Source organism: Agrobacterium tumefaciens, assembly GCF_013318015.2.
Classification (GTDB): domain Bacteria; phylum Pseudomonadota; class Alphaproteobacteria; order Rhizobiales; family Rhizobiaceae; genus Agrobacterium; species Agrobacterium tumefaciens.
Window position 1 is genome coordinate 377,666 of record NZ_CP115841.1, and the last position, 25,502, is coordinate 403,167.

At 60.4% G+C, this 25,502-nt stretch carries 25 protein-coding genes; 12 read left to right on the top strand and 13 right to left on the bottom strand.

The genetic code is table 11. From position 1 onward, the window contains the following. The first annotated feature begins 1 nt into the window (after position 1). On the top strand, positions 2-487 hold the full coding sequence (locus G6L97_RS01800; protein WP_003511699.1) for a F0F1 ATP synthase subunit B: 486 nt from the start codon (positions 2-4) through the stop codon (positions 485-487). A 218-nt stretch (positions 488-705) separates the two neighbouring features. Here G6L97_RS01800 and G6L97_RS01805 read toward each other — a convergent pair whose 3' ends face one another. The 3 genes from G6L97_RS01805 to G6L97_RS01815 all read right to left on the bottom strand — a co-directional run bounded on the left by G6L97_RS01805 (position 706) and on the right by G6L97_RS01815 (position 3,680). Beyond that, a complete protein-coding gene (locus G6L97_RS01805; protein ID WP_111783292.1) occupies positions 706-1,395 on the bottom strand; it encodes a permease in 690 nt (229 codons plus the stop codon). A 137-nt stretch (positions 1,396-1,532) separates the two neighbouring features. Next, positions 1,533-2,186: a ribonuclease HII gene (locus G6L97_RS01810; RefSeq protein WP_019564214.1), complete on the bottom strand. Its 654-nt coding sequence runs from the start codon at positions 2,184-2,186 to the stop codon at positions 1,533-1,535. 336 nt (positions 2,187-2,522) lie between these two features. Next, positions 2,523-3,680: a PA0069 family radical SAM protein gene (locus G6L97_RS01815; RefSeq protein ID WP_065702782.1), complete on the bottom strand. Its 1,158-nt coding sequence runs from the start codon at positions 3,678-3,680 to the stop codon at positions 2,523-2,525. Positions 3,681-3,968: 288 nt separating this feature from the next. Here G6L97_RS01815 and G6L97_RS01820 point away from each other — a divergent pair, with 288 nt between their 5' ends. Continuing rightward, positions 3,969-4,487, top strand: coding sequence for a glycosyl transferase (locus G6L97_RS01820; protein ID WP_111783346.1), 519 nt, complete (start codon positions 3,969-3,971; stop codon positions 4,485-4,487). 27 nt (positions 4,488-4,514) lie between these two features. Here the strand turns inward: G6L97_RS01820 and G6L97_RS01825 are convergent, their stop codons facing one another. The 3 genes from G6L97_RS01825 to G6L97_RS01835 all read right to left on the bottom strand — a co-directional run bounded on the left by G6L97_RS01825 (position 4,515) and on the right by G6L97_RS01835 (position 7,647). Further along, complete coding sequence (locus G6L97_RS01825; RefSeq protein ID WP_003511708.1) at positions 4,515-5,948, bottom strand: FAD-binding oxidoreductase; 1,434 nt, start codon at positions 5,946-5,948, stop codon at positions 4,515-4,517. Between the two features lie 48 nt (positions 5,949-5,996). Beyond that, the gene (locus G6L97_RS01830; protein ID WP_111783291.1) at positions 5,997-6,974 is read right to left on the bottom strand and encodes an L-threonylcarbamoyladenylate synthase; all 978 of its coding nucleotides are present in this window, start codon (positions 6,972-6,974) and stop codon (positions 5,997-5,999) included. Positions 6,975-7,038: 64 nt separating this feature from the next. Then, a complete protein-coding gene (locus tag G6L97_RS01835) occupies positions 7,039-7,647 on the bottom strand; it encodes a DUF6656 family protein (protein WP_013635584.1) in 609 nt (202 codons plus the stop codon). A gap of 332 nt (positions 7,648-7,979) precedes the next feature. On the opposite strand from G6L97_RS01835, the gene G6L97_RS01840 reads away from it, so the two are divergent. The 4 genes from G6L97_RS01840 to G6L97_RS01855 all read left to right on the top strand — a co-directional run bounded on the left by G6L97_RS01840 (position 7,980) and on the right by G6L97_RS01855 (position 11,709). Beyond that, a complete protein-coding gene (locus tag G6L97_RS01840) occupies positions 7,980-9,224 on the top strand; it encodes an aromatic ring-hydroxylating oxygenase subunit alpha (protein WP_013635586.1) in 1,245 nt (414 codons plus the stop codon). Between the two features lie 7 nt (positions 9,225-9,231). Further along, entirely contained in the window at positions 9,232-10,314 is a 1,083-nt protein-coding gene (locus G6L97_RS01845) for a hybrid-cluster NAD(P)-dependent oxidoreductase (RefSeq protein WP_013635587.1), read from the top strand. A 181-nt stretch (positions 10,315-10,495) separates the two neighbouring features. After that, a complete protein-coding gene (locus G6L97_RS01850) occupies positions 10,496-10,960 on the top strand; it encodes a BA14K family protein (protein ID WP_003511718.1) in 465 nt (154 codons plus the stop codon). Between the two features lie 224 nt (positions 10,961-11,184). Beyond that, a complete protein-coding gene (locus tag G6L97_RS01855; RefSeq protein ID WP_003511720.1) occupies positions 11,185-11,709 on the top strand; it encodes a BA14K family protein in 525 nt (174 codons plus the stop codon). A gap of 103 nt (positions 11,710-11,812) precedes the next feature. Here the strand turns inward: G6L97_RS01855 and G6L97_RS01860 are convergent, their stop codons facing one another. Next, positions 11,813-12,808 (bottom strand): transporter, encoded by a 996-nt coding sequence (locus tag G6L97_RS01860; RefSeq protein ID WP_111783290.1) that lies wholly within the window; start codon positions 12,806-12,808, stop codon positions 11,813-11,815. A 222-nt stretch (positions 12,809-13,030) separates the two neighbouring features. On the opposite strand from G6L97_RS01860, the gene G6L97_RS01865 reads away from it, so the two are divergent. The 3 genes from G6L97_RS01865 to G6L97_RS01875 all read left to right on the top strand — a co-directional run bounded on the left by G6L97_RS01865 (position 13,031) and on the right by G6L97_RS01875 (position 15,989). Beyond that, the gene (locus tag G6L97_RS01865) at positions 13,031-14,815 is read left to right on the top strand and encodes an acyl-CoA dehydrogenase (RefSeq protein ID WP_111783289.1); all 1,785 of its coding nucleotides are present in this window, start codon (positions 13,031-13,033) and stop codon (positions 14,813-14,815) included. Between the two features lie 10 nt (positions 14,816-14,825). Beyond that, positions 14,826-15,584 (top strand): crotonase/enoyl-CoA hydratase family protein, encoded by a 759-nt coding sequence (locus G6L97_RS01870; protein ID WP_019564207.1) that lies wholly within the window; start codon positions 14,826-14,828, stop codon positions 15,582-15,584. A gap of 90 nt (positions 15,585-15,674) precedes the next feature. Continuing rightward, positions 15,675-15,989 (top strand): hypothetical protein, encoded by a 315-nt coding sequence (locus G6L97_RS01875; protein WP_111788323.1) that lies wholly within the window; start codon positions 15,675-15,677, stop codon positions 15,987-15,989. Here G6L97_RS01875 and G6L97_RS01880 read toward each other — a convergent pair whose 3' ends face one another. Next, positions 15,990-17,240, bottom strand: coding sequence for a class I SAM-dependent RNA methyltransferase (locus tag G6L97_RS01880; protein ID WP_111783287.1), 1,251 nt, complete (start codon positions 17,238-17,240; stop codon positions 15,990-15,992). Further along, complete coding sequence (locus G6L97_RS01885) at positions 17,237-17,989, bottom strand: TlyA family RNA methyltransferase (protein WP_038490049.1); 753 nt, start codon at positions 17,987-17,989, stop codon at positions 17,237-17,239. Before G6L97_RS01885 ends, G6L97_RS01880 begins: the two co-directional genes overlap by 4 nt. 276 nt (positions 17,990-18,265) lie before the next feature. Between G6L97_RS01885 and G6L97_RS01890 the strand changes: the two genes are divergently transcribed. Further along, positions 18,266-20,287 (top strand): methyl-accepting chemotaxis protein, encoded by a 2,022-nt coding sequence (locus tag G6L97_RS01890; RefSeq protein ID WP_111783286.1) that lies wholly within the window; start codon positions 18,266-18,268, stop codon positions 20,285-20,287. Positions 20,288-20,413: 126 nt separating this feature from the next. Next, complete coding sequence (locus tag G6L97_RS01895; protein ID WP_003511736.1) at positions 20,414-20,797, top strand: ACT domain-containing protein; 384 nt, start codon at positions 20,414-20,416, stop codon at positions 20,795-20,797. A 54-nt stretch (positions 20,798-20,851) separates the two neighbouring features. On the opposite strand, the gene G6L97_RS01900 is transcribed toward G6L97_RS01895, so the two are convergent. Both G6L97_RS01900 and G6L97_RS01905 read right to left on the bottom strand, forming a co-directional pair. After that, positions 20,852-21,160, bottom strand: a complete 309-nt coding sequence (locus G6L97_RS01900; RefSeq protein ID WP_111783285.1) for a putative quinol monooxygenase — start codon at positions 21,158-21,160, stop codon at positions 20,852-20,854. A 6-nt stretch (positions 21,161-21,166) separates the two neighbouring features. After that, entirely contained in the window at positions 21,167-21,961 is a 795-nt protein-coding gene (locus tag G6L97_RS01905; RefSeq protein WP_111783284.1) for a helix-turn-helix domain-containing protein, read from the bottom strand. Positions 21,962-22,068: 107 nt separating this feature from the next. Between G6L97_RS01905 and G6L97_RS01910 the strand changes: the two genes are divergently transcribed. Beyond that, positions 22,069-22,431: a nuclear transport factor 2 family protein gene (locus G6L97_RS01910; protein ID WP_111783283.1), complete on the top strand. Its 363-nt coding sequence runs from the start codon at positions 22,069-22,071 to the stop codon at positions 22,429-22,431. Positions 22,432-22,474: 43 nt separating this feature from the next. Here G6L97_RS01910 and dxs read toward each other — a convergent pair whose 3' ends face one another. Both dxs and G6L97_RS01920 read right to left on the bottom strand, forming a co-directional pair. Continuing rightward, positions 22,475-24,394 carry a 1-deoxy-D-xylulose-5-phosphate synthase gene (gene dxs, locus G6L97_RS01915; RefSeq protein ID WP_003511745.1) on the bottom strand — a complete coding sequence of 640 codons (1,920 nt, stop codon included), beginning with the start codon at positions 24,392-24,394 and terminating at the stop codon, positions 22,475-22,477. Positions 24,395-24,492: 98 nt separating this feature from the next. Then, entirely contained in the window at positions 24,493-25,416 is a 924-nt protein-coding gene (locus G6L97_RS01920) for a pirin family protein (RefSeq protein ID WP_111783282.1), read from the bottom strand. Positions 25,417-25,502 lie beyond the last annotated feature (86 nt).

A 25,502-nucleotide genomic window follows, 5' to 3' on the forward strand; every position in this document is an offset into this window, starting at 1 on the left:
TATGGCGTTTGATGCATCATTTTTCGCTCTTGTCGGTCTTGTCCTTTTCTTCGTCCTGATCGCCTATCTCAAGGTTCCGGGCATGCTCTCAAAGTCTCTGGACGAGCGCGCACAGAACATTCAGGACGAACTGGCCGAAGCCAAGCGTCTGCGCGAAGAGGCACAGCACCTGCTGGCCGAATACCAGCGCAAGCGCAAGGAAGCCGAAGCTGAAGCCGCAGGCATCGTTGCCGCTGCCGAACGCGAAGCGGCCGCCCTGACCGCCGAAGCCAAGCAGAAGACGGAAGAATTCGTCGTCCGCCGCACGGCCTTGTCGGAACAGAAGATCAAGCAGGCCGAAGAAGACGCCATCGGCGCCGTTCGTGCCGCCGCCGTGGACATCGCCATTGCAGCTTCCGAGAAGCTCATTGCCGAAAAGACCACCGCTGCCGCAAAGGCCAAACTTTTCGCCAACACCATTGGCGAAGTGAAGTCGAAGCTGAACTAAGTTCATCTCGGGCTATTCAAAACCCCTCCGGCACCCGCCGCGAGGGGTTTTTTGTTTTATGCCTCAACCACGGGCGGTGTTGGCAAGCTCGCGGTTGCACACTGTGGTGCCGGCTTGCCGCGTGTCTATCGATGTCTGTCGACCTTTGGAGAAAAAGCATCGGCTTTGAGGACTGGATGCTGGCCGGCAATTCGCGGCGGCCAATTTGTCGAGGCTTGTTAAGTGATCGCGGGATAGATTGTCTTGGCCTCGAGCGCTATCAGCACCGCCAGTACAAAAGCTGCCGCGGTGGCAACCAGAAATGCGCCACTGAAAGCCAGGCCTGCTTTCGCGACACCCAAGCCAAGATCCTGCATCAGCCATCGTATCTGTGCCTGCGCATACCAGATCGTGGCGAGCGCGATAATGGCGAGCCCGAACGTAAGGCCATGTTCCAGAGGCATGGATGCAAAATCGAAACCCAGAACCAGGACAAATGTAAACGGCGCAGCCACGTAACATTGGCTGAAGAACGGCGGACGCAGGGAGTTTCGGGTGATCCTCACCCGTTTCCACCGCAGAAGCGTGACGGCCATACACAGCGGATAAATCCCGAATATAACGCCACGCGCTATGAGCAGGTTCGAACCCGAACCAAGCTCCCGGGCGGCCAATGTGGGATCGTAAATGGTCGGAAGGGAGGCGGAGAGCCCCTGCGAAAATAGCAGAGTGATCAGGAGGAAGAGGGGTGGACTCAGTGTGTCGTCATACTGGTCCTCGAGCCGATCCGCGAGTTCGCTATCGGCGTAGCGCATCATGCTGAGCGGTGCGACGACCGATCGCCACATTGTCAGCGGATAGAAGAGGAGCCATGAAACCAGCTCGTAGAGAAGTTCCTCGAGCGACTTCAACAGTTTCATGAAATCCAAATCTCTTCTCCCAAAGCCCGTCAAGTCCACGCATTGAGATAGAATTCTACCAGTGGAGACGGAGATCGTCACCTCATGGCAGGGCGCTGAAATCCGGGGCAAGGCCGCATTCGCCGCTTCAGGATCGTGGTTTTCGATCAGTCCTGTTTCAGCGGCCTGAAACTCATCCGGTGCAGCGGGCAGGGGCCATGGCTTTCTATGGCGCGCAGGTGGGCTGGTGTGCCGTAACCCGCATGGCCTTCGAAACCATAGGAGCTGTGCACTACACCGGCCCGTTCCATCATCCGGTCACGGGTCACCTTGGCGATGATCGAAGCGGCGGCGATTGAGAGGGAGCGGGAATCGCCCTTGATGACTGCCTTTGACTCGCAGGTGATGCCCGGCGGCTTGTCGCGGCCATCTGCCAGCACGAGGGCTGGGGAGATTTCGAGGCCGAGTACGGCGCGACGCATCGCGTCGAGGCTGGCGCGCAGGATATTCATGGTGTCGATAAGGCCGGGGCCGGAGGAGGCGACGGAAACGATCGATGTTTCCATGATTTGCAGAAACAGGCTTTCCCGTTTCAGCTTGGTCAGTTTCTTGGAATCGTCAAGACCACCAGGAATATTGTCGGGATCGAGAATGACAGCTGCCGCAACCACTGGTCCCGCGAGAGGCCCCCGGCCTGCCTCATCCGTGCCGGCCACGGGCCAAAGCCCCTTCTTCCTCGCTTCAAGTTCGAAGGAGAAATCGGGGCCCGTATCGGCGAGATCAAAGAGGGCAGGAGAATCGGGTGTGGTGCGGCGTTTCATGCGGCAGAAACTTGCACACACACCCGATCTCCTGCAAGCCCCCGGAAGCGGGCGATGACGGGCGCGGCCAGCCGGGTCAAGGGGCGTGGCCAACCGTGCCCCTTAGGTCGTCATGACCTTTGATCCTCCAACGGGGCGGCGGAGGAAAAACGATCGCACGCGAGGCGGCGGGTTCCGGGGGTGATGTCCGACGGGCCAGGGAAACCCGCCGGGCATTTCGTCAAGAGCATGGCCCCGTCAACAGGAAAGGGCTGCCACTCCTTATGTGTCTGCACCGCTGGGTATCGTTGCGCGCATCGTAATGCGCCTTCGATCGGCCAAGCGGGCCTCATATTTTCAAAGCAGCGACAATTGCACGCCGGCACCTCCCGGCGGCACGAAGATATCGTCGCGCAGGTTAATGCCGCGGCGGATGAGGCCAAGCCGTTTCGTCGCCATTTCGAAACGCCTGCCGATCTGCCATGCATAGGGACCAGCACCCTTCATGCGTTTTCCGAATTCCGCATCGTAATCCTTGCCGTCGCGCATGGAGCGCACCAGCGACATGACATGCCGGTAGCGGTCCGGATAGTTGCGCAGCAGCCAGTCGCGGAAGAGGGGGCTGACCTCCAGCGGCAGGCGCAGCAGCACATAGGAGGCCTCCGTTGCGCCAGCGGCCTTGCCGGCTTCGAGAATGCGTTCGATCTCATGATCGTTGAGTGCGGGAATGACAGGTGCCATCATCACCGCCACGGGAATGCCGGCATCCGTCAGCGCCTTGACCGCTTCCAGCCGCTTTTCGGGCGTGGCGGCGCGCGGTTCCATGCTGCGTGCCAGCTTGCGGTCCAGCGTCGTCACGGAAATACCAACCTTGACGAGACCTTTCTTGGCCATGGGCGCGAGAATATCGATATCCCGCTTGATCAGGGCCGATTTGGTGACGATGGCGACGGGATGGTCGGCCTTTGCCAGCACTTCCAGTATCTGCCGCATGATCCGCCATTCGCGCTCGATCGGCTGATAGGGGTCGGTATTGGTGCCGATGGCAATGACGCGCGGCTTGTAGCCGGGCTTCGCCAGCTCCCTTTCGAGCAGCTTTGCCGCATCCGGCTTGGCGAAAAGCTTCGCCTCGAAATCCAGCCCCGCAGAGAGCCCCATATAGCTGTGCGTCGGACGGGCGAAACAGTAGATGCAGCCATGTTCGCAGCCGCGATAGGGATTGATGGAACGGTCGAAAGGGATGTCAGGCGATTCGTTTCGGCTGATGATGCTGCGCGGCTTTTCCACCTGCACTTCGGTGCGGAACTCCGGCAGCTCCTCGAGGGTCTGCCAGCCATCGTCGAAAACCTCCCGCTGCAGGGCCTCGAAGCGCCCGCCCGGGTTAAGTCCGGCACCACGCCCGCGACGACGGTCGATCTCGATGCGCAGGCCCGACGCATCGGCCAGCGCATTGGCAATGTCAGGCGTATGGCTCGGCTGGAAAGCAGCCTGCCCCGAAAGCGTATGGTCTCTCATCTGGATGCTCCCAGGGTGCCGCACGCCTCTCAAGGCAAGCCAACGCCCTAAACCGTTTCCACTCGAACCGGCGTTTCATTGCCTCTTCGAATGATTAAATTCCTACCGCAGAAACGAGAACATTACAAGAACAAAAAATGCAAAATCGATAGCTGGCAGACCCGCGGCCGGGGTCTTGTTTGTATCAATCCCACCTGAAGGTGGGCTAGAGTTAAGCCTGAACGGTCGCGGATTTTCTGACATCCAGTGCAGTGGCAATTTATTGTGCGATGCGTTAGAGCTATGCATATGTTGACAGTCATAATGGAATGCCGGGATCAGGAACCGGAACTGGCGCATACGCTGTCTGCGCTTGTAACCGGGGCCGTGGAAGGGCTGGTAAGCGACGTTGTGATCCTCGATCACGGTTCGCGCGATGGATCGTCGCGCGTCGCCGATGCCGCTGGTTGCCGTTTTTATGCGCAATGGGATATTGAGGATGTCATGCGCTCGGCGCGCGGGCATTGGATCCTGCTGGTCGAACCGGGTGCGCGTCCGCAGAGCGGCTGGATCGAAGAGATTCTCGAATATGTGGCTGTCTGTGCCGAGCCCGCGCGTTTCTCACCGTCCCGGTATCACAAGCGGCCCTTTTTCAGCCGGATAGTGCGCCGCCGTCCTCCCTTGGAATGCGGCTACCTGATGCCGAAGAAACATGCAGTGGCGATCGCAAAATCCGGCATGGCCCTGACACAGCTCGTGCACGCGCAAAAGCCGCGCCGCCTGAATGCGGAACTGGTTCCCGCCTGGACGGCGAGAACTTCCAACTAACCTGCAACGATGATGAAGCTGCTGTCCCTAGCGGGCGGTGATCACCTTGCCGGGGTTCATGATGCCGGCGGGGTCAAAGGCGTGTTTGATGCGTCGCATCAGGTCCATTTCAATGCCAGGCCTGATCGCGGCCAGCTCGTCGCGCTTCAACTGGCCGATGCCATGTTCGGCCGAAATCGAGCCGCCGAGCGACAGCACGATGCCGTGCACGATCTCGTTCATATCCCGCCAGCGACCGATGAATTCAGCTTTGTCCGCACCAACCGGCTGGGAAATATTGTAGTGGATGTTGCCATCGCCCAGATGGCCGAAGGCGCAGACGCGGGCGCCGGGAATGGCGGCAAGAACGGCCTTTTCCGCCGTTGCCATGAATTCCGGTATCTTCGACACCGGAACGGAAACGTCGTGTTTGATAGAGCCGCCTTCCGGCTTTTGCGCATCCGACATGCTTTCGCGCATATGCCAGAGCGCCTGACGCTGCGCTTCCGATGAAGCGATCACCGCATCCTCGACCAGCCCGGCCGAAAAACCGCGCTCCAACAGCGATTGCATCATTGTTTCAGCCGTCTCAGCCGAATCGGAGGTGGAGATATCGATGAGCGCGTACCAGTCATGCGGCGTTTGTAGCGGATCGCGCACGCCGGGAATATGTTTGGCGGTGAATTCCACGCCGATGCGCGGCATCAGCTCAAAACCGGTCAGCGCTGTGCCGCAGAGGTTCGACGCCATTTCGAACAGCTTCAACGCATCGTCGGTGGATCGAAGACCGGCAAAACCCACCTGATGGCCGAGCGGCACGGGGAAAAGCTTCAGCACCGCACCGGTGATAACGCCGAGCGTGCCTTCCGAACCGATGAAGAGATCGCGCAGATCGTAACCCGTATTGTCCTTTTTCAGCCGGCGAAGCCCGTCCCAGATTTCACCTGTCGGCAGCACCACTTCAAGCCCCAGGCAAAGCTGGCGCATATTGCCATAAGCGAGAACCGCCGTGCCGCCGGCATTGGTGGCCAGATTACCGCCGATGCGGCACGAGCCCTGCGAACCGAGCGACAGCGGGAACATCCGCTCCACGGTCGATGCGGCCTTGTGGATGTCGTCTAGAATGCAGCCGGCATCCGCAACGATGGTATTGGCGACCGGATCGATGTCGCGGATACGGTTCATGCGCTCGAGCGAGAGGATGATGTCGGTTCCGTCAGCACGCGGCGTCTGGCCACCCACAAGGCCAGTATTGCCGGTCTGCGGCACGATGGGCGTGCCGGTCTCGCTGGCGAGCTTCAGGATGGCTGCAACCTCCTCGACAGTGCCGGGCTTGAGCAGCAGCGGTGACGCACCATGGTAAAGCCCGCGATTCTCCACAAGACGCGGCGCCATTTCCACAGCGTCGCGCACCGCGTTTTTTTCGCCGACAATGGCAGTGAAGCGGTCGAGGATGTCGGAGGAGGGGGCTGCGATTGTCATTGGCGTCTCGCTGTCATTTGAAACGGTGGGCGAAATGGTGAAGTACCGTCAGCCTCGCGGCGCGGCGGCGCGGGAAAGGCGGTCATTGATCGCCTCTCCAAGACCGTGTGCGGGAATGGTTGTGACCGCGATTGTCGCGGCACCGCTCGCATCGGCTGCTTTGAGATAATCGAACAGATTGGCGGCCGCCTCGGCAAGGTCGCCGGAAGGGCTGAGGTCGAGAACGGTACGGGCCGTCTCTTGTCCCTCAACCGCGATGCCGCCGAACCGGATCAGTGCCTCGTCGGAAGAAACGGACGTCGCGTCGAGGCGAACAGCTGCACCGGGCGCATAATGCGAGGCGAGCATTCCGGGTGCCTCGATGGCAGCTGATGCCTTTTCCGGCCGTTCGAGCTGGGTGCCGGTGATGCGCTCGATCTCCTCGGTGACGATGCCGCCGGGACGAAGCAGCCGCACCCGCCCGTCGTCTTCCACTTTGACGATGGTGGATTCGACACCGACGGAGGCAGCACCGCCATCAAGAATGAGGTTGATCCTGTTACCGAGATCAGCCTCGACATGGGCGGCACTGGTGGGGCTGATCTTGCCGGAACTATTGGCACTGGGCGCAGCAAGAGGTTTGTCGAACCGGCGGATCAGATCACCGGCGAAACCCTGCGGAACGCGAATGCCGACGGTATCGAGCCCCGCCGTTGCGAGTGAGTGAATGCCGCTTGCCGGTTTCAGCGGCAGAACCAGCGTCAACGGGCCAGGCCAGAAGGCTTCGGCGAGGCGTCGCGACACGGGATCGAAAACCGCATAACGTTCGGCCATGGCGATATCGGCCATATGGCAGATCAGCGGATTGAACTGTGGCCTGCCTTTCGTTTCGTAAATGCGGGTAATGGCCGCCGGATCGGTGGCGTCCGCAGCAAGGCCGTAGACGGTTTCCGTGGGCAGGGCGATTGGCTGGCCGCGGGAAAGCTCCTCGACGGCCGCCTGCAAGGCGGTTTCCCGCTCGTTTTCGATATCGATATGACGCGCCATGATGCTGCCTTTCAGGGCGTCAATAGCGTATTTCAGGGCCTTATGGAAAGCGCTATCGTGGCTTTTATATTGCCTTGATGATCTTGCGCATCTCGTCCGAGCGGGCGCCGAGCATAAGCACGTTTTTGAGCGCTACGCGCGGGTCGTGGGTCTGGAACAGCAGGCCGCCGCGATGGAAGGAGGTATCGATGGCGACGTTCTTGTTTGGAAGCGCGTTGATGGCGACTGCGAAATACATCCGCGAATAGCGCGCATCGATGTTTTCGAAGAAGTTCTCGGCCCCGCTCAACTCGGCGAAGAAATTCGCGAAATAGAATGACCAGAGCACATGGCGCTCTGCGTCGAAACTGGTTTTCGCTGCCGTGACATGGCAATAGCCGAGATGCGGCCGCTCATCCAGCAGATGGTGGAAAACCATCTTGGGAAAACGGATGGACTGGTGAAAGCCATTGAGACGGCTATGGGTGGCATCGGCAGCAGCCTCGAGCTTGCGTCCGGTCATCGCCGCCACTTCTTCATGGCTGTAATAGACGCGTTCCCTCGGCAGCCAGCGTTCTTCGTAGCGGCTTATGCGCCCGGTTCGCAGGAAATCCGAATGCGCGGTCTTTGAACGTATCGGCGTGACCGAATGTTTGCCGGCATCGAAATAACGTATGCGTGTCGCCTTCTCCACCCGGAACGCCCTCGTTGTTGTCGATCAGGCAATATAGTTTAGGGCATGTTAAAACTCCGTTGCGCCACAACCCCCGTTTTTTAACGGGTAGAGAGGGAGCTGCGCGACATCATGCGTCATATTGCGACGTGGTTTCCGGCGGGGAATAGCTGCCGGATTTCGCAGCGGAATGGCGTGCAACGGCCATTGGCGCATGTCGCAATTTGTCGCCAATGCGGAAGCCGATGTCGCTGTCTGCGCTACCGCAAATGAACGCTGATGTTTAGATGGGATCACACTTCCGCAGTCCGATAAATGGTGTGGGGCAGGGCGGTTTGATCGAGGATTTGGCCATGGAATTGCGTGATACCGTACTGCGTCAGCTGAAGAACCGCCGCGAAGGCTTCAGCCTGGAACAGTCTTTCTACACGGACCCGGATTATTTCAATCTGGACATGGAAACCATCTGGTACCGCGACTGGCTGTTTGTCGGCCATGATTGCGAAGTGCCGAAGGCCGGTAACTACATCACCGTTCAGGTCGGCGCCTATTCCGTCGTCATCATTCGCGGTCGCGATGGACAGATTCGCGCCCTCCATAATTCCTGTCGCCATCGCGGTTCCCGCGTCTGCTCTTCTCATAAGGGCCAGTCCGCACGCCTCGTCTGTCCCTATCACCAGTGGACCTACGATCTGGACGGCAAGCTGCTGTTTGCCCGCCATATGGGCGATGATTTCGACAAGGCTGAATTCGGCCTGAAGCCGGTCCACTGCGAAACCGTTGCCGGTTACGTCTTCATCTGCCTGGCAGACCAGCCCGCCGATTTCGCGCCGATGCGCGCCGAGGTCGAAAGCTACATGGCGCCGCATCGCATCTGGGAAGCCAAGGTTGCGCATGAAAGCACGATTATCGAAAAGGGTAACTGGAAGCTCGTCTGGGAAAACAACCGCGAGTGCTACCATTGCGCCGCCAACCATCCGGAACTCTGCCGCACCTATCCTGAAAACCCGAGCGTTACGGGTACGGACGGTGGTGCAAGCGATCCCGAGATCGGTGGCCACTGGGCACGCTGCGAGGCTGCCGGCCTGCCGAGCCGCTTCAAGATCGATCCGAAAGGCCAGTTCCGTGTTGCCCGCATGCCGCTGATCGGCGAGGCGGAAAGCTACACCATGTCGGGAAAACGCGCCGTGCGCCGGCCACTTTCGGATGATGTCAGCATCAGCCATATCGGCGCGCTGCTTCTGTTCCATTATCCGACGACCTGGAACCACTTCCTCGGCGACCACACCATTTCCTTCCGCGTGCTGCCGCTCAACGCCAATGAGACCATGGTCACTACCAAATGGCTGGTGCACAAGGATGCGGTTGAAGGCGTGGATTACGATCTCGAGGATCTCACGCACGTCTGGAACGAAACCAACGATCAGGACCGCCGCATCGTCGAGGAAAACGCCTTCGGCATCCGCTCGCCCGCTTACCAGCCCGGCCCCTATTCCATGGAAGACGAGGGCGGCGTGATGCAGTTCGTCAACTGGTATGCCGATTTCATGGTTGACCGGCTGTCGGGCGACAAGGCCCGCCTTTCGGCAGTAGCGTAACGCGAAGATGAATATGGCTGTGACCTACAAGCACATAGACGAGATGAAGCCGTGGAGCGATAAGCTTCACCTACTGGAATGCATTTCGGTGACGCCCGAGACGCCTGACGTGATGACATTCCTGTTCCGGTCGGAGGATCAGAACTGGTTCCGTTACCTGCCGGGCCAGTTCGTGACGCTGGAGTTGCCGGTAGGCAAGGAGCCGCTCTACCGCACCTACACATTGTCCTCCAGCCCGTCGCGGCCCTATGCGCTGTCGGTCACGGTCAAGGCGCAGGCCACCAGCATCGGCACGCGCTGGATGTTCGACAATCTGAAGCCCGGCATGAAAATCCGGGCACTCGGCCCGCTCGGCGATTTCTCTTATGTCCGGCATCCCGGCGACAAATACCTGTTCATCTCGGCCGGCTCCGGCGTGACGCCGATGATGTCGATGGTGCGCGACATGAGCGACCGCGCGCCGCAGAGTGACATCGCCTTCATCAATTGCTCGCGCTCGCCATCCGATATCGTGTTCCGTCACGAGCTGGAATATCTTGCCCGCTTCATGCCGAAACTGTCGCTCGGTTTCATCGTGGAAAATTGCGGCCGCACTGATCTCTGGTCCGGCTTGAAGGGCATGGTCGACAAGGCCAAGATTGCGCTTCTGTCGCCTGATTTCATGGATCGCACGGTGTTCTGTTGTGGACCGGAGCCTTTCATGGCCGCCATCCGCTCCATGCTGGATGCTTCCGGCTTCGACATGAGCCGTTACCACCAGGAAAGCTTTTCGCCAGCCGCCCCGGTTGCTGTGGGCGAGAGTATTCACACCGTGGCGGATGGCGAAGCACTCTCGATGGTGGGGTTTACGCTTTCCGGCAAGGAAGTGCCGTGCCAGCCCGGCCAGACCGTTTTGATGACGGCGCGCGCCGCCGGTGTGCGCATCGGTGCCGCCTGCGAATCTGGAATTTGCGGCACCTGCCGGGTGCTGAAGCTCTCCGGCGAGGTGGAGATGAACCACAATGGCGGCATTCTCGATGACGAAATCGATGAAGGCTATATTCTCGCCTGCTGCTCGCGGCCCTTGACCGACGTGAAGGTGGAAGCCTGAGCGCACGAAATCCTGCGTCTTATGCGGGAATCTATTTTTGAACCGGAACCAAAGGTCTTAAAACTCGTTTGCACGTCATCGAATTCTTTTCGGGTGTTTCAATGGGGCTGCCCCTACCTCCGACAAGACCGAGTAGTTAGAAAGCGCGGTTCAACGCGCTACAGCAAACGGAGGAAAGATCATGATGAATTTCCGCACGACGAGCGTCGCTACGGCGGTTGTCCTGTTCCTGACAAGCTTCACGCCGTCGCAGGCGTTCCAGGCGCCTGTTCCGATGGCGAAGCCGGCAATCTCAACCGAGAATGTAGTGCCGGTGCAGTATCGTGAATGGGACCGCCGAGGTGACCGCAGATATGGCGACCGCATGTATCGTCCGCGCCCGTCGCGGGACGGATATTATAACGGCCATCGCGGCTATCGCGACCGCCGTCCGGGCTACCGCTATCACAACGGGATGTGGTTCCCGCTGGCGGCCTTCGCCACTGGCGCAATCATTGGCGGTGCCATGGCGCAGCCGAGACCGGCTTATGGCGGCAGCCATGTTGCCTGGTGCCAGAACCGTTGGCGCTCTTACCGCGCCTACGATAACAGCTACCAGCCGAACAGCGGTCCGCGTCGTGTATGCGTATCTCCATACAGCCGTTGAGCACGCCTTCCGAAAGCCCGGATCTGATCCGGGCTTTTGCTCTCGCGTGCCGAGTTTCGGTAACCGAAGCGTGACAACGCCGTTAATGCTGGGTTCAGGCGAAAGCGCCTAGCCTGCAACCTGTGATGTTCCAGCCAGCACCGACAAACTGGCTGGATAAAAAGAAAAAGGTGTTATTATTCACGTGCAACGGCCTGTCGACCGTCGTGAATGGAGGAAGTCAGATGAGAAGCTATGTGAAGAATATCCTGGCTGTCGGTCTTTCTGCAATCGTGGTTGCAGGAGCGATTGTTCCCGCTGAGGCAATGCCATTGCTGATGGCGCCGAAGAGTGTCGAGACCCTGGGTAACGATGCCGGCAAGAATGTCGTCAATGTGCAATACTGGCGCGATCGCGACAATCGTGGCGGCTGGGGCGGCGAACGCCGCGGCTGGTACGGCGGCCATCGCGGTTATCGCGACTACCGCCCGGGTTATCGTCACCACGACGGTTACTGGTTCCCGCTCGCAGCCTTTGCGACGGGCGCGATCATCGGCGGCGCACTGTCGCAGCCGCGCGAAGTCTACCGTCCGGTTCCGGAATATCGCCCGCGTCCGGTCTACCGCGAATATCGTCCGGTCCGTCGTGCCGGCATGAGCCAGGCGCATGTGAACTGGTGCTATGGCCGGTATCGGTCCTACGATGCCTATAGCAACACGTTCCAGCCCTACAATGGCCCACGCCAGCCCTGCTATTCGCCTTACAGCTGATAGCATTACTCCGTCACTCCGGCCTTCATCCGGCAAGACGGAGTAGCGATTGACCAGCCTGATAGTTATTACGAGCCGCCCGGATACGGGCGGCTTTTTGTTTTCACAGAATGCGCGCCCGCTTCAGCACGAACCAGGCAAGCATAACCGAAATCACGATGAAGATGCTGGCCGCCATCGTGCCGCCGGTGCCGACCGTAAATGGCAACTCATCCGTGTTCATGCCGAAGAAGCCGGTGACCAGCGATGGCGGCAGCAGGAATGCCGTCATCAGCGACAGGATATAGAGATGCCGGTTAGTTTCGGACGAGAGCTTGGAATCGATTTCCTCGTGCAGCAGCCTTGCGCGTTCCTGAAGGGCGTAGACATCGTGATCGACGGCCTCGAGGCGGCCCATCAGCCGCGAGGCGACATCCTCGAAACCGTCAGGCATCTCGTCCTCATCGGTGGCAGACGCCCGCCGCATCAGGGTGAGCACCGTGCGCAGATGCCGGTGGAGGCGAACGACCGTGCGTCTGAGCGGCGCAAGCCGCCGCCGCTCGTCGCGGTTTTCGCTGTCATAGACCAGGTCCTCGATGGCGTTCAGCTCTTCGGTCGTTTCCATCACCAGGCTGATCAGCGAACGCTGGAATTCCGCGACGAGGCCTTCGAAGACATGGGCCGGCGTGAGGTAGCGGTTGGAATTCTTGTCGACTGCCGCTTTCAGCCGGTCCACTGAGCGCAACGGTTGCAGACGGGTGGTAATGATGAAACGGTCGCTGACCGCGAAATGCAGCCAACCGAAATCACGCGTTTCCTGATCGAACTCGCGCTGGAAATCGACCAGCGTCCCATAAAGTGACTTTTCATCCACCGTGATGGACGGATGGGTTTCATGGGTGGTGAGGCTTGCCAGCGCTGCCGGATCGAGACCATCGATCGTTTCGAGAAAGCCAGCCACCCGCTGATCCGCGAGATTGAGGTGCAGCCAGAAGAAGCCCTCGCATTGCGCCATCTCGCCAAAGCCCGCATCGGGCGCAAGCCGCCGGCATGGCGCCGTTCCAGGGTGGAATTGATAGGCCCAGACAAGGCCGGGGATAGCGGGCGTTATGAGATCCATCGTGGCAGTCCTGACCGGCGGAATGGGAGGGAGGCGTCCGTCGCCCCAAGACGGAAACGGCAGCGGTGGCACGGCACCTGTCAGCGCATGCTGAGCAAATTCATATGACAGTTTTATAACAATCCCGCTTAAAAGGCGGGAATTTTCAAATTGACGTTTACGTAAAAATCATTTAGCCCGAAAGCAACAGCACGATAGGCAAGAGCTTCGGGAGGAGGCAGCATGTATACCGCGCCGGTGGATGATATCGCCTTTACACTCAAACATGTGGCGGGTCTGCAAGACGCGTTGTCCAGGGGTGCTCTGGGAGACCTCGGTGAAGATGTGGTCGATGCCATATTACAGGAGGCCGGCCGTTTCGCCACCGAGCAGGTCGCGCCGCTTGCCGATATAGGCGACCGACAGGGCGCGCGGCTGAGCGACGGCAAGGTCTCAACGCCGGACGGCTGGGCCGATCTTTACCGGCGCTGGGCTGAGGCCGGCTGGAACAGCCTCACCGCACCGGAAGAATTCGGCGGCCAGAACCTGCCGCATATGCTGAACGTCGCCGCACTCGAAATGTGGAATTCCGGTTCCATGGCTTTCGCGCTTGCGCCGACGCTCACCATGGGCGCGGTGGAAGCTCTCGTTGCCCACGGTAGCAACGACCTGAAGCGCATCTATCTTCCCAAACTCGTCTCCGGCGAATGGACCGGCACGATGAACCTCACCGAACCGCATGCGGGATCGGACCTTGGCGTGCTGAAAACCCGTGCCGAGCGTAATGGTGACGGCACCTACCGCATTTTCGGGCAGAAGATTTTCATCACCTGGGGCGAACATGACGCCGCGGACAATATCATCCACCTCGTTCTCGCCCGCCTGCCGGATGCGCCGGCCGGCACGCGCGGAATTTCGCTGTTCCTCGTGCCGAAATTCCTGCCCGAAGACGACGGCACGCCGGGCAGCCGCAACGACGTCTTCTGCCATTCGCTGGAGCACAAGCTCGGCATTCACGGTTCGCCCACCTGCACGATGATCTTCGGGGACGGAAAGTTTGGCGAAGAGAAGGGTGCCTTGGGCTGGCTGATCGGCGAGGAGAGCAAGGGTCTCGCCTGCATGTTCACCATGATGAACAACGCCCGCCTTGCCGTTGGCATGCAGGGCGTGGCGATCTGCGAGGCGGCGACACAGAAGGCAATCGAATACGCCAGGGAACGCACGCAGGGCAAGGCGCCCGGCTGGCAGGGTTCGGGCATGAGCCCGATCATCGAGCATCCCGATATCGCCCGTACGCTGTTGACGATGAAAGCGCTGACGCAAGGTGCGCGCGCCATCTCCTTCAACTGCGCCCACGCCATCGATATGGCGCATGCCGCCGAGGACGTGGCTGAACGCGCTCACTGGCAGGAGCGCGCAGCTCTTTTAACGCCAATCGCCAAGTCCTTCTCTACCGATGCCGGTGTCGATGTCGCTTCCATGGGCATTCAGGTGCATGGCGGCATGGGTTTCATCGAGGAAACCGGTGCGGCGCGTTACCTGCGCGATGCCCGCATCGCGCCGATCTACGAAGGCACCAACGGCATTCAGGCGATCGACCTGGTGGTGCGCAAGCTGCCGCTTTCCGATGGCGCACAGGTGCGCGGTTTCATCGCAGAATTGCGTGAAATCGTCGCCCGAACTGCTGCCTCGAACCGCAGTGATCTCGGCGAGACTGCCCGTTATCTCGAAACGAGTCTCACCGATCTAGAAACGGCGACCGACTGGTTGCTGGAACGCCTGAAAGCGGGCGAAACCGAAACCGCGCTCGCCGGTGCCACGCCCTATCAGCGCCTCTTCGGGCTGGCGCTCACCGGAGCCTATCTTGCCAAGGGCGCCCTGGCCCAGGTGGATGACGGCAGGGGAGCGCATCGCGCATCGCTCTGCCGGTTTGCGGCGGAAAACCTGCTGGCGGAAACGGCAGCGCTGAGGGATCGCGTCATTGCCGGTGCAGCAAGCCTTGCCGCCGCCCGCGCCGTACTGGGTTAAGGAGAAAACCATGTCGGACGACCATATTTTAGTCGAGCGGGTCAGTCATGCGCCTGACGTTATGACCATCCGCTTCAACCGGCCGGAAAAGAAAAATGCCATCACCGATGCAATGTATCTGCGCATGGCAGAGGCTCTGAAGGCCGCCAATGCAGACCCGGATATCCGTGTCGTCGCGTTTCTGGGTACGGAAGGCTGCTTTTCCGCCGGCAATGACATGGCCGATTTTCTTGCCTTCGCCATGTCTGGTGCAAAGGGCAAGCTCGCGGTGCTCGATCTTCTGAAGGCGCTGGCAACCTTCGAAAAGCCGCTGGTTTCGGGCGTCGATGGGTTGGCCATCGGCATCGGCACGACGCTGAACCTGCATTGCGATCTGACCGTTGCCTCCAACCGCAGCCTGTTCAAGACGCCGTTTGTGGATCTGGCGCTGGTGCCGGAAGCTGCGTCCAGCCTGCTTGCGCCAAAGCTCATCGGCCATCAGCGCGCCTTTGCCCTGCTGGCCATGGGCGAAGGTTTTACCGCCGAACAGGCCTTGCAGGCCGGAATGATCTGGAAAGTCGTGGCGCCGGAACATGTCGAAAGCGAAACGCTGGCGCTTGCCACGCGGCTTGCCGCCAAGCCGCAGCAGGCGCTGAAGATTGCCCGCGATCTCGTGCGCGGCAATCCGGCAGATGTGCTGGCCCGCATCGATGAGGAAGCCCGCCATTTCACCGCGCAATTGCAGAGTGCCGAGGCGCGGGCCGCTTTCGAGGCATTCATGCGGCGTTAAGCGTTCCGGCAGGAATTCCTTGCGGTTAAGGAACCGGGTAATATGGCTTGGGTTAGATAACGCAACGTCATCCTTCGAAGGCCACCCGCCATGCGTCTTTTTGTTTTCGCCCTGACCGTCCTCCTCTCCGCTGCGACTGTCGCAGAGGCGGCGGCGACCGTGCCTTTGCCGGGTTCGAGCAATAACGTCATTTTGGCGCAGTCCACGCAAGAGGACAGCCCGAATTATTACTCCGGCAATTCCCGCGATCGCCAGCGCCGCGCGCGTTTCGTTTGCGTCATCACTCCACCGGACAGCGCCAATCGTCGTCGGCCCTATGTCTGCCCCATCGAGCAGGGCCGCGTTGGCGGCGCCTGCCGTTGCTCGGGCGTGGTCGGCAACGGCACTGTTGACACCGCCTGGTGATTATTTCTCCAGCGTCGCCACCGCTTCCACATGCGGCGACCACAAGAACTGGTCGACCGGCGTGACGCGCGTGACGCGATAGCCGCCCTCCACCAGAATGGCGAGGTCGCGCGCAAGCGTCAGCGGATTGCAGCTGACGGCTACGATTTTCTTCACCGCGCTGCGCGCAAGTTCCTTGCACTGGACTTCCGCACCGGCGCGCGGCGGATCGAACACAACGGCATCGTAATTCTTCATTTCGCTCGTCATCAACGGCCGGCGGAAAAGATCACGCTTTTCGATGCTGACGGGTTTCAGGCCCTGCGTGTTGCGCGCGGCGAAATCGAGCGCTTTCAGCGGCTTGTCCTCTGCCTCAACCGCATGCACGCGGCCGACGCGCGCAAGCCGCAGCGCAAACGTGCCGGAACCGCAGAAGAGATCGGCGATGCGTTTGGATTTGCCAACATGGGCAAGCACCAGTTCCGCCATGGCGTCTTCGGCCTGTTTGGTTGCCTGCGTGAAACCGCCGGCCGGTGGGGAAACCGGAATGCCGCCGAATTCGATGATCGGCTTTTGCGGTTCGATCAGGATTTCGCCTGATAGCGCGACACGGGCGATGCCACGCATTGCCAGCACCGTTTCCGTCAATGTGCGCCGCTGTTTGTCGCCGACGGATTTGATGCCTTCGACGGAAATGTCGAGGCCCGAAAGCGTTTCAAGAACGGTCATGCGGAACGGTTCGGCATTCGACGCAAGGGAAAGGCCGATTGCGCGCACGGCGTCCAGCCGCGCGACGATACCGGGCGAGGTGACGGGACATTCCTCGATGGCGACGATGTGATGGCTGTTTGCCTGGCTGAAGCCGAGCAGCAGGCCCTTTTCCGTCTTGCGGGCGGCAAACACCGCGCGGCGGCGCTCGCCGGGGCGACAGATGACGAGATCGTCTACTGGCGGCGTCAGGCCTTTCGATCTCAGCGCCGAAACCACCAGCTCCCGCTTGAAGGCGTGGTAGGGCTGGTCGGCAAAATGCTGCAGCGAACAGCCGCCGCAGGTGCCGTTAACGCCCTCGGGGCCGAAGTGGCGGCACACGGGTTCGCGGCGATCCGCGGAGGCTTCCGCAATCGAGATGATGGTGCCGGTATCCTTGACCTTGGCGATGGCCACCGTTTCGCCGGGCAGGGCGAAGGGCACATAGACCGGGCCGTCGGGACAGTGCGCAATGCCGTCGCCCTGGGCGCCAAGGCTCTTGATGCTGACGGTCTGCGTGCTCATGGCTTTTCGCCTCCGAGAAGAAATTCGATATTGCCATCGCCGCCGGAAATCGGCGAGGGGATGAGACCGAGGCTCTTCCAGCCCATGTCTTCAACGAGCCAGCGTTCCAGTTCGGCAGCAACGGCAGGCGCCGTTTCCGGCTCTTTCAACAGCCCGGCCTTGCTGATGGCATCACGGCCTGCCTCGAATTGCGGCTTGACCAGCAGAACCGCGTGCGCGCCGGAGGCGGCAAGTGCGAGTGCCGGGGCAAGGGCGAGCTTTATGGAGATGAAGGACACGTCGGAGACGATGAAGTCCACGGACCGGTCATCAATGTCGTCGGTTGTCAGGAAGCGCGCATTCAGCCCTTCCAGATTGGTCACGCGCGGATCGTTCTCGATCCGTGGATGCATCTGCCCGTGGCCGACATCGATGGAGGTGACGTGTTTTGCGCCGCGATGAAGCAATACCTCGGTGAAGCCGCCGGTGGAGGCGCCGACGTCGAGGCATTCATGGCCCTTCGGATCGAGCCCGAAGTGATCGAGCGCGGCGGTAAGCTTGAGGGCGGCGCGGGAAACGTAGGCCTGCGCCGGATCGGTAATGGCGATCTTGACGTTTCCGGCAACGGTTTGGCTGGGCTTCGTGGCCGTTTTCCCGTTGACGCTCACGGTGCCGCGCGCAATCGCATCGCGCGCACGCGAGCGGCTGGCAAAGTGGCCGAGCGAAACAAGAAGCTGGTCAAGCCGTTCATTTTCAGGTGTTTTGGACATGGTCCCGTGTCAATGACCGCCAAACCCCGCAGATGCAAGCGATTTATCGCGCGCAAGGCTTCGCAACGGCACCATTTGCCGCAGCGCAGGGTCGTTTCGTGGTCTTTAACAGCATATGCGATTAATCCAATATAAAGGCTTGTATTGCACTTTGTCTGCAAGGCCCGTGCGGCCAGTCGGAACCTGCCATGACGGCATCTCCTCCCATTTCCAAAATTGCGACCGTTGCAGCGCAGACGCTTGCTCCGTGGCATCAGGTCGCCGAGAGAGTTTGCGATGTCGCTAAAAAATTTCCCCATCAACATTAAGCTCATTGTCACCTTCTGCGTCTTGATGGGCGTTTGCCTGCTCGCCTCGGCGGTGGTCTTCTGGCAGACGCTGGGGAGCGAGCACGTCACGGTCCAGAACAACAAGGCCAACAACATCCTGCATGCGGTTGACGGTGCGACGGCCGCAATGCTGGAACAGGCCGTCAACCAGCGCGGCTTTCTGCTGTTTCGCAGCGACAGCACCTACAACGATGTTTTCGCCCAGCGCGATCTGATGCTGAAGAAGCTTGGTGAAGCCCGTGCGCTTGCCGCCGGCCAGCCGGACATTCTGAAATCCATCGATGACATGCAGGCATCCGCCACCGTGTTCTTCAAGGAACTGGCGGAACCGCAGCTTGCCGCCCGCAAGACGACCGAAGCACCGATTTCCGAAATCATCGAGATCGGTCGCAATCAGGCCAAGGGTCAGCTCGACGGTTTCCGCGCCTCCGCCGCCAAGATCAAGGACCAGCTGAACGGCTTGTCGGCAAGCTACGCCGCACAGCAGGACGCTGCCGCACTCAACCTCAAGCTCGCACTTCTGGGTGGCGGCGCGGTTGCCGGTCTCCTGGCCGTGGCCCTCATCTGGGCGCTGTCGCGCTCCATCGTCACGCCGATCGTCGGTATGACGGCGGCTATGAGCAGGCTTGCCGATGGTGACATGACCACGGAAGTTCCGGCTCTCGACCGCAAGGATGAAGTCGGCAAAATGGCGAAGGCCGTTCTCGTCTTCAAGGAAGCCGGGCTGGAAAAATCCCGCCTTGCCAGCGAAACCGAGCGCATGCGCTCCGCAACCGAGACCGAGCGCCGCCGCAACGAAGAAGAGAAGGCCCAGGACGAAGCCGCCAACGCCCTTGCGCGTGACGAGCTTGGCAAGGGTCTTGCGGCTCTGGCGGAAGGCGATCTCGCCTACCGTATCGAAACGCCGTTCGCCTCCTACATCGACCCCATCCGTATCGACTTCAACAGCGCTGTCGAAAAGCTGCAGCAGGCCATGCGCGCAGTTGGCGAGAATGCCGCTGCAATCAATGCCGGGGCTTCGGAAATGCTCTCTGCTGCCGACGACCTGTCTCGCCGCACCGAACAGCAGGCCGCTTCCATAGAGGAAACCGCCGCAGCACTGGAAGAAGTCACCACCACGGTGCGTGACAGCGCAAGGGGTGCTGAGGACGCTGGCAATCTGGTTCAGCGCGCCCGCAGCGGAGCGGAAAAATCCGGCGTTGTGGTCCGCAAGGCGGTTGCCGCCATGCGCGAGATCGAAAAATCATCAGGCGAAATCGGCAATATCATCGGCGTCATCGACGATATCGCTTTCCAGACCAACCTGCTTGCGCTGAACGCAGGCGTCGAAGCCGCCCGTGCGGGTGATGCGGGCAAGGGGTTTGCCGTCGTCGCGCAGGAAGTGCGTGAACTCGCCCAGCGTTCCGCCAATGCCGCAAAGGAAATCAAGACGCTGATCGGCGCTTCCAGCCAGCAGGTGGAAAACGGCGTCAACCTCGTCGACGAGACCGGCAAGGCGCTCGAACTCATCGTGGCGGAAGTCGAGGAGATCAACACCCATGTCAGCGCCATCGTCGTCGCTGCCCGCGAACAGGCGACTGGTCTGCAAGAAATCAACACGGCCGTGAACACCATGGATCAGGGCACGCAGCAGAATGCCGCAATGGTTGAGCAGCAGACCGCTGCCAGCCATTCGCTCGCCCGTGAAGCGGAAGCGCTCAATAGCCTGCTCGGCCAGTTCAAGGTGGGCGGCGTTCGAGGTGCCGTTGCCGGCGCCGGCGGATATTCTGCTCCTCGCCAGTCCTCGGTGAAGCCTGTCTACCAGTCCGCACCCGCAGCACCAGTCAGAAAAGCCGCAGTGAAGCCTGCCTCCACAACCGCAAGGCCGGTCGCTTCACCCGCCCGCGCCCTTGGCCAAAGCCTCGCCCGCGCCTTTGGCGGCAAAGCGGAAGCGCCGGCTGCCAAGGATCAGGACTGGACGGAGTTCTGAGCCTGACGGTCACGATCATCAAGCGTGAATCAGGGGGCTGTGAAGCCCCCTTTTTGTTGCTAGATTTACGGCGCGAGCACTCAACCACGCGTTCTGTCGCAGTTTCCCAACAAAGGTGATTTCGAGATGGCACCTAGGATCAAGTTGAAAGTTCTGGATGGTGCATATGGGGTGGCCCGACTTGAGGCATCTGAAGCCATTCCGGCCTGGGCCGATGGCGGTGGCTTCGTCAGTATCACCCGGACCGATGATGAGCTTTCCATCGTCTGCCGGGAAGATCGTATACCTGGGCATGTCAGATCTGATACGGGTTGGTCCTGTCTAAAGCTACAGGGGCCATTTGCCTTCGATGAAACGGGCATCGTCTTGTCCGTTATCGAGCCGCTCTCGACCAATGAGATCGGTATATTCGTGGTTTCGACTTTCGATGGCGACCACCTGCTTGTGAAATCGAACGATCTGGAAAAAGCTTTCGTTCTGCTGAAAAATGCAGGACATTCGCTCATCTAATATCCATTTCGCAGCGACACTGATGCACTATGCGTTGGTGGGACGATGATAGTCTCACGCGGCGTGATCGGCCCGCATGGGGTGCCAGACGGAAATGTCGCGCGGGGCATCTAGAAGCTCGGGCAGGGCATCGTGCCACGCCTGCCGATAGGGACGATGGATCTGAACGTCTAGGACATCCTGATGGTCGCTCCAGGTCTCATGCAGCAGGAAGTGGTTTTCGTTTTCGCCGTCCCGATGCAGGGTTGCGTTCACAAAGGTGTTCTCGTGTCGCATGGCGTCGAGCAGATCATTCAGCAATCCTAGAAAACGTTCGCGCTGATCGGCACGGACCTTGAAGCCGATGAGATAGGTGGTGTGCATGGATAGTTACTCCTTTGTACCGTTCATCAAGGCGGCGCGGGTCTTGGCGTCGGCCGGGTAGAAACATTCCAGCACCAGCTCGGACAACGTCACATCAGTGGCGGTTCCGAAAACCGTGGTGGTCGAAATGAAGCGCAGCACGCCCCCGGACAACGGATCGCGTAGTTCAAGCGGTATCGCCAGCGGATCGGCCCCGGCGGAATGCCGTGGAGCTGCAGGCGCGGGATAGGCGGAAAGTTCCGCATGCAGCCGGGAAAGCGTCTCGTCTCCGGTATCTTCGACTTGGCGGCGTAGGCGATCCAGCAGGTGATGCCGCCATTCGGCAAGATTGACGATGCGTGTACTCAAGCCATCAGGATGCAGGCTCAGCCGCAATACATTGAGGGGCGGGTGAAGCAGGTCTTCGGATATGCCGGCGAGAAGCGATTTGATCGCATCATTGGCAAGAACCAGATTCCAGTGGCGGTCGACGGCAAGTGCCGGGAAGGGCATGTGGCCCTGCACCACGGTTTCGACGGCCTTACGAACGGCCGTCATATCAGGCGCATCCAGTGATCGTTCGGAATGGATCGGCGCATAGCCTGCCGCCAGCATCAGCCGGTTGGCGGCGCGGGCTGGCATGGAAAGCTGCTCTGCCAGCCTCGCCAGCATTTCACGGCTGGGCGAAGATCGCCCGCTTTCCACAAAACTCAGATGGCGCGCCGATATCTCGGCATCGGACGCCAGATCGAGCTGGCTCAATCTGCGGCGCGCCCGCCATTCCTTAAGCACCTGGCCGACATGTTCTTGATGATGTGTCATGCCCCGCAGCCTAGCAGAAGATATCGGCAATGCGATTACCTCGCAGGTAATTGTTCTGCGTCACAGCCCCCGGCATGCTCAGGCCGTCAACCAAAAGGAGCGCAATCATGACGCAACATCTCAAAGTCGCCGAAACCTACCTCGCTGTCTGGAACGAGGAGAACGATGAACGCCGCCAGCGCCTCGTCAGCCAAGGCTGGGCTGAAATGGCGTGCTATACAGATCCTTTGATGCAGGGTGAGGGGCAGCAGGGGATTGCCGCGATGATCGAGGCGGCGCGGCAGAAATTTCCGGGATATCGCTTTGTGCTCACAGGCACCCCGGATGGCCACGGCAACTTCACCCGTTTTTCATGGCGTCTCATTTCGCCTGACGGAGAAGATGTCGCCGGCGGAACCGATGTCGTCAGCCTGAATGCCGAGGGGCGGATTGAAAATGTCGTCGGTTTTCTCGATGGCGCCGCATCCTGAGGCAGAGGCGGGTCGTCCCCCGCCTTCTGTCCCGGTAATGCTGTCAGCCGGCGAAACCGACGCCGGCCTGACGCTGGCCGAGCGCATTGAACACGGTGGAAACGATGCCGGCGCGGTCGAGGCCGGCATTGGCATACATGGTCTCCGGCTTGGCCTGCTCCACCCAATGGTCAGGCAGGGTCAGGGTCCGAACCTTCGGGCCGTGGTCGAGCAAGCCTGCGCTTGCCATGAAATGCAGCACATGTGCACCGAAACCGCCGACAGAGCCTTCCTCGATCGTCACCAGAACCTCATGATGAGCCGCAAGCTGGCGGATGAGGTCGAGGTCGAGCGGCTTGGCGAAGCGCGCATCGGCAACCGTGGTCGAAAGTCCGGCCGCATCGAGGTCCTCGGCCGCCGCCAGGCACTCCGCAAGGCGTGTGCCGAAGGAAAGGAGTGCAACCTTGGTGCCTTCCTTGATGATGCGGCCCTTGCCGATCTGCAAAATCTCACCGCGTGCGGGCATCTCAACGCCCACGCCTTCGCCGCGCGGATAACGGAAGGAAATCGGGCCTTCATCATAGGCTGCGGCTGTGCGAACCATATGTTTCAGCTCGGCCTCGTCGGACGCCGCCATAACCACCATGCCGGGCAGGGTGGCAAGGAATGTGGTGTCGAAAGAGCCGGCATGGGTCGGTCCGTCTGCGCCGACGAAACCGGCGCGGTCGATGGGGAAGCGCACGGGCAAGCTCTGGATCGCCACATCATGCACCAGCTGGTCGTAACCGCGTTGCAGGAAGGTGGAATAAAGCGCGCAGAACGGCTTGTAACCGTCAGCCGCAAGCCCCGCCGCGAAGGTGACGGCGTGCTGCTCGGCAATGCCGACATCGAAGGTGCGGGCCGGGAAAAGCTCGGCCATCTTGTCCAGCCCGGTACCATTAGGCATGGCGGCGGTGACGCCGATGATCTTGTCGTCGAGTGTCGCTTCCTGGATAAGCGCTTCGGCAAACACGCTGGTATAGCTCGGCGCATTCGGCTTGGCTTTCGCCTGTGCGCCGGTAATGACATCGAACTTGTTGACGCCGTGATACTTGTCCGCTGCCGCTTCTGCCGGCGCATAACCCTTGCCCTTCTGCGTCACCACATGGATGAGAACAGGGCCTTTCTGGTTGTCGCGCACATTGCGCAGTACAGGCAGCAGGTGATCGAAGGAATGACCGTCGATCGGGCCGATGTGATAGAAGCCAAGCTCCTCGAACAGCGTGCCGCCGGTTACGTAACCGCGCGCATGGGTCACGGCGCGGGTAATGGCGCGGTCGATGGTCTTGCCGAGATAGGCGGTGAGTTTCTTGCCGAAATCGCGAAAGCCCATATAGGTGCGGCCGGACGCCAGCCGCGCGAGATAAGCGCTCATCGCGCCCGTCGGCGGCGCAATCGACATGTCGTTGTCGTTGAGGATGACGATCAGCCGCGCGTCGAGCGCACCGGCATTGTTGAGCGCCTCAAACGCCATGCCCGCAGACATGGAGCCATCACCGATGACGGCGATAACCTTGCGGTCGCTCTGATCCAGCCCCGCAGCCACCGCCATGCCGAGACCGGCGGAAATGGAGGTGGAGGAATGGCCGGCGCCGAAATCGTCATATTCGCTCTCGGCCCGACGCGTGAAACCGGAAAGCCCGCCTTCCTGGCGCAGCGTGCGGATGCGCTCGCGACGGCCGGTCAGGATCTTGTGCGGATAACATTGGTGGCCGACATCGAAGATCAACCGGTCTTCCGGCGTGTTGAACACCTTGTGGATGGCAATCGTCAGCTCCACCACGCCCAGACCGGCACCCAGATGCCCGCCGGTGCTCGACACCGCGTCGATCATCTCGTCGCGCAACTCCCTTGCCAGTTCCGGCAGGTCGCGATCGTCGATCTCCTTGAGATCGGATGGAAAATTCACCCGGTCAAGCAATGGGGTCTGTGGCATTCCGGTCAATCGTTCGGCCTTTTCTCGTGTCAGCGGTGGGCACCAGTGCGTCTTTCATATGGAAAGCCGGCAGTTGAGCCCTGCATGTCGTTCACTTCTATAGAATTTCAACCCTCCGGCAAAGGGACAAACTCTTCTTCGTCGCCGGGAACGATATCGAAGCGTCCGGTTCTCCACTCCTGTTTGGCCTGCTCTATGCGTTCTTTTGATGACGAAACGAAGTTCCACCAGATGTAACGGCGCTGGTTGAGTGCCGCACCGCCGAAGATCATGATGTGACAGCCGCCGCTGCCGCTCTGCAATGTGATGTCGTCGCCGGGCCGGAAGACGAGCAACTGGTCGGCGGCAAAAACGTCACCTGCGACATCCAGAGAGCCGGAAAGAATGTAGATCGCCCGTTCCTCATGGTCGGCAGAGAACGGGAATTTCACATCCGGTTCCAGCGTCAGGTCAACGTAAAGCGTGTCGGTAAAAGCCGAAACGGGGGAAGTGAGGCCTTCGAAATCACCGATAACGACCCGGCCGGATGCGCCCTTGATATCGATCAGAGGCATGTCTTCCCGGGCGGTATGGGAAAAAGCCGGAGCGATTTCCTCCATACGATCGGGGAGGGCAAGCCAGGTCTGCAGGCCGGACATGGAAAGCGGATGGCCGCGCAGGTTTTCCGGCGTGCGCTCTGAATGCACGATTCCGCGCCCCGCCGTCATCAGGTTGATGTCGCCGGGCCGGATGACCAGTTCGGTGCCGAGGCTGTCGCGATGCTTGATTTCGCCGTCAAACAGATAGGTAACGGTGGAAAGCCCGATATGCGGATGCGGCTTGACATCCAGCGCCTCGCCCGCCTTCAGGATGGCCGGACCCATGCGGTCGAAAAAGATGAATGGGCCGACCAGCCGCCGCTGCCGCGTCGGCAGCGCACGCCGCACGGCGAAGCCGCCAATATCGCTGGTGCGCGGAATGATGAGGTTTTCGATGGCGTCGCAGGCGAAAGCATCGCCCGCGACAGGATCGTTGCCGGGAAAGAAGGACATCCGAAGCTCCTCGTATCGTTACACGCAAGCTTACCACGAACGATACGACGTGGGAGCGCCGTAATGTTGAACGCTGTGTCGCCCCC

Coding starts and splice junctions, on each gene's coding strand:
- G6L97_RS01800 (WP_003511699.1), top strand. CDS start 2: ATGGCGTTTGATGCATCATTTTTCGCTCTTGTCGGTCTTGTCCTTTTC.
- G6L97_RS01810 (WP_019564214.1), bottom strand. CDS start 2,186: ATGAAACGCCGCACCACACCCGATTCTCCTGCCCTCTTTGATCTCGCC.
- G6L97_RS01815 (WP_065702782.1), bottom strand. CDS start 3,680: ATGAGAGACCATACGCTTTCGGGGCAGGCTGCTTTCCAGCCGAGCCAT.
- G6L97_RS01820 (WP_111783346.1), top strand. CDS start 3,969: ATGTTGACAGTCATAATGGAATGCCGGGATCAGGAACCGGAACTGGCG.
- G6L97_RS01825 (WP_003511708.1), bottom strand. CDS start 5,948: ATGACAATCGCAGCCCCCTCCTCCGACATCCTCGACCGCTTCACTGCC.
- G6L97_RS01830 (WP_111783291.1), bottom strand. CDS start 6,974: ATGGCGCGTCATATCGATATCGAAAACGAGCGGGAAACCGCCTTGCAG.
- G6L97_RS01840 (WP_013635586.1), top strand. CDS start 7,980: ATGGAATTGCGTGATACCGTACTGCGTCAGCTGAAGAACCGCCGCGAA.
- G6L97_RS01845 (WP_013635587.1), top strand. CDS start 9,232: ATGAATATGGCTGTGACCTACAAGCACATAGACGAGATGAAGCCGTGG.
- G6L97_RS01850 (WP_003511718.1), top strand. CDS start 10,496: ATGATGAATTTCCGCACGACGAGCGTCGCTACGGCGGTTGTCCTGTTC.
- G6L97_RS01855 (WP_003511720.1), top strand. CDS start 11,185: ATGAGAAGCTATGTGAAGAATATCCTGGCTGTCGGTCTTTCTGCAATC.
- G6L97_RS01860 (WP_111783290.1), bottom strand. CDS start 12,808: ATGGATCTCATAACGCCCGCTATCCCCGGCCTTGTCTGGGCCTATCAA.
- G6L97_RS01865 (WP_111783289.1), top strand. CDS start 13,031: ATGTATACCGCGCCGGTGGATGATATCGCCTTTACACTCAAACATGTG.
- G6L97_RS01870 (WP_019564207.1), top strand. CDS start 14,826: ATGTCGGACGACCATATTTTAGTCGAGCGGGTCAGTCATGCGCCTGAC.
- G6L97_RS01875 (WP_111788323.1), top strand. CDS start 15,675: ATGCGTCTTTTTGTTTTCGCCCTGACCGTCCTCCTCTCCGCTGCGACT.
- G6L97_RS01880 (WP_111783287.1), bottom strand. CDS start 17,240: ATGAGCACGCAGACCGTCAGCATCAAGAGCCTTGGCGCCCAGGGCGAC.
- G6L97_RS01885 (WP_038490049.1), bottom strand. CDS start 17,989: ATGTCCAAAACACCTGAAAATGAACGGCTTGACCAGCTTCTTGTTTCG.
- G6L97_RS01890 (WP_111783286.1), top strand. CDS start 18,266: ATGTCGCTAAAAAATTTCCCCATCAACATTAAGCTCATTGTCACCTTC.
- G6L97_RS01895 (WP_003511736.1), top strand. CDS start 20,414: ATGGCACCTAGGATCAAGTTGAAAGTTCTGGATGGTGCATATGGGGTG.
- G6L97_RS01900 (WP_111783285.1), bottom strand. CDS start 21,160: ATGCACACCACCTATCTCATCGGCTTCAAGGTCCGTGCCGATCAGCGC.
- G6L97_RS01905 (WP_111783284.1), bottom strand. CDS start 21,961: ATGACACATCATCAAGAACATGTCGGCCAGGTGCTTAAGGAATGGCGG.
- G6L97_RS01910 (WP_111783283.1), top strand. CDS start 22,069: ATGACGCAACATCTCAAAGTCGCCGAAACCTACCTCGCTGTCTGGAAC.
- G6L97_RS01920 (WP_111783282.1), bottom strand. CDS start 25,416: ATGTCCTTCTTTCCCGGCAACGATCCTGTCGCGGGCGATGCTTTCGCC.